The 2,863-nt window shown below is 27.7% G+C and carries 1 pseudogene; it reads right to left on the bottom strand.

The window, feature by feature from the left end:
* Positions 1–177: 177 nt before the first annotated feature.
* Positions 178–2,863: pseudogene (locus tag L8Y18_RS08410) on the bottom strand (hypothetical protein); the annotation flags it as partial.

Here is a 2,863-nt window from a genome sequence, read left to right as displayed (position 1 = left end):
GTGCTATAGTGCTAAGTAAAAGTTTTTTCATACTTATTTTTTCCTTTTAATTCATTTTTTAAATTTTAAGAGTTTTTATTTTTTAATATTTATTATTGATTAATCAAAATATTATTTAATACGAGTATTCATTAATATACTCGTTATATACACTAGGATAAATCCTAGTGTATATAACTACATTCCACTTACTATGCATGGATTCATGGTTTTATAGTTATCGCTAACTATGCAGGTTTTATTTTTTTGAGCTAAAGAGGTTTCATCTATCTCTTTTTTCTCATCATCATCATCTAAAGCATTATCACCTATTAAATTAAGCGAAGCTGTTTGTTCAAATTCCATATCTGTTTCAGGTAATTCTGGTTTATTTGGATTATCTACATCAGGATTTTGCAAGTTGTGTGAAAAATTCAAAGAAGCAAAAATATCCGTGAATTTAAAATTTGTATAACCATAATTCTTTTCTATATCGTATTTATTGTTTAATTTAACAATTACTCCATCAACATACTCTTTATAAGAAATCAAATCTTTAGCATATGAATTTAATTTTGCTAAAGCGGTTACAAATTTATCATCAGTAATACTCATTTGACCTTTATTTATCTTTTCCACATAATCATTATATATGCTCAACACTGTATTGTATTCTTTAAGTAAAAAATTGAATTTATTGATATTTTCCTTAGCTTTATCTATATCATTTTGCACGATAGATAAGAGAAAATTATTTAATTCCAAAGCTTTTGTATATTTTGCATAAATATCTTTTAGCTTATCTTGCATTCCTTTTTGTTTATAAAGCTCTTCTAAAAATTCTAAACTTTCATAAATGGATTTTAAAGTAATAACTCTATCACCATCTGGACTAGATTCTTTAAAGATAATATTTCCAAGATCATCTATACTAACAGTATAATCACCATCTAATATATCATCTAATATATCTTCAACAACATCAACATACAAATCATCGCTATCTAAGATAACATCAGGATTACTCGGATCTGTAGGATCTGTAGGGTTGGTTGGCTTTTCTATTTCGAAATCCGTTGTAAAAATTAATTTCCCGTTTTTATCTTTATGCAACCCTTCTTTAGCTAAACTATCTATCACAGCTTTTTCAAAGTCACTATACCCTTGTGTTTCATCTTTGTAAGTGTGGATATTGATTTTATCTGAAATATAGCCATTATTAAAGTCGTTCCAATAATCTTGATCCGCAGTTGCATTAGTTAAATCGTTTTCGTGGTGATAGATGTGGATGCCATCAACTTTTATATTATTTATATATCCAGCAAATTTACCAGCTGCACGTTTTGAACCAATTTCTGCTCCAGAATTAAAATACAAAAAAATATTATTAAATTTTAAATCATTTCCTGTGATACTTCCCACAAAACCACCAGCATCAGTATTGTGTCCAAAATTACCAATAATATTACTTATGCCATTCAAAACAATATTTGAAAAATTTCCTTTGTAAATTTTCCCAGCAAAACCACCAGCATCAGTAAGAAAAGTGCTTTCACCAGTACCAATATTTTCTATATTATTTAAAGAAATATTTGAAAAATTTCCATTGCCTATAGATCCTGCAAAACCGCCAGCATAAGAATGAACATTTCCACCAGTACCAATATTTTCTATATTATTTAAAGAAATATTTGAAAAATTTCCATTGCCTATAGATCCTGCAAAACCGCCAACAAAAGATGTTACAATAGCATTATCATTTCGAATATTATAAAATTTTCCTATTTCACTTAATGATATATTTGAAAAATTTCCGTTGCGTATCATTCCTGCAAAACCACCAGTATAATTGTAAGTATCATAATAGCCCCTACTAATCTTATTGTTTAAATTTTCTATAGCATTTAAATCAATATTTTTAAATGTTCCAACTGTTATATATCCTGCAAAACCACCAGTATAATTGTATCTTAGGCTATTATTGTAAAAATTTCCTATTTCACTTAATGATATATTTGAAAAATTTCCATTGTTTATATATCCTGCAAAACCACCAGCATAATAAATATATCCGTTATCGCTGTTAAAATTTTTGATATTTTTCAAAGATATTTGTGAAAAATTTCCATTGTCTATATATCCTACAAAACCACCTATATAATAAACATCTTTATTTTGAATTCCACCACCCATATAATCTACATTAATATTTTTAAATTTAGCCCCATCTGCTATGCCAAATATACCTACATAAATATCAGATTTATTATTTACAAATCCTGTCGTATCTATATTAATATTCTTAAGCGTATATCCTTGACCATCAAATGTTTTAGTAAAAGCACTATCACCATTAAAACCTACTATCATATTAGTGCAACCATACCCGTCTATACAATAATTAGCATAGTTTTGCCAATCTTTTCCTTCCTTGCCTTTACCCTGATTACCTTTAAAATCTATATCATTAGTCAGTCTATACTCGCTAGCTATATTTCTAAAATCTTCATTTTCATTCCACCCTTTAGCAAAATGCCACCAATCTACATCAGAACCTATACCTACATATTTTACATTAATGAAATTATTTTCATTATGATGAATTATAATTGGCTTGCCATGCTGATCTTGCGCATTATTGTAGCTTTTTCTTTCATAGTTAAAATTTTTAAATGAAGTTGGGTTATAGTAATACCCACTAGCATTTAAGTATAAAGATCCTTTATCTTTGGCAGTAATAGCTAGTTTTCCTATATCTTTAAAAGTAGCAATATCAGCATGTACCTCATTACCAACCAAATGAATATTTGCTTTTTTATCCTTATCTAAAGCTGTAACTTGATTAAAAGTTTTATCTTGTGTATTCAAATATCCTTGCATTAAG

The sequence above is a fragment of the Campylobacter sp. CNRCH_2007_0968H genome (genome assembly GCF_025773245.1).
Taxonomy (GTDB): domain Bacteria; phylum Campylobacterota; class Campylobacteria; order Campylobacterales; family Campylobacteraceae; genus Campylobacter_D; species Campylobacter_D lari_D.
The sequence above is the reverse complement of the archived record's forward strand: the minus strand, read 5'-3'. Positions and strand labels throughout refer to the sequence as shown.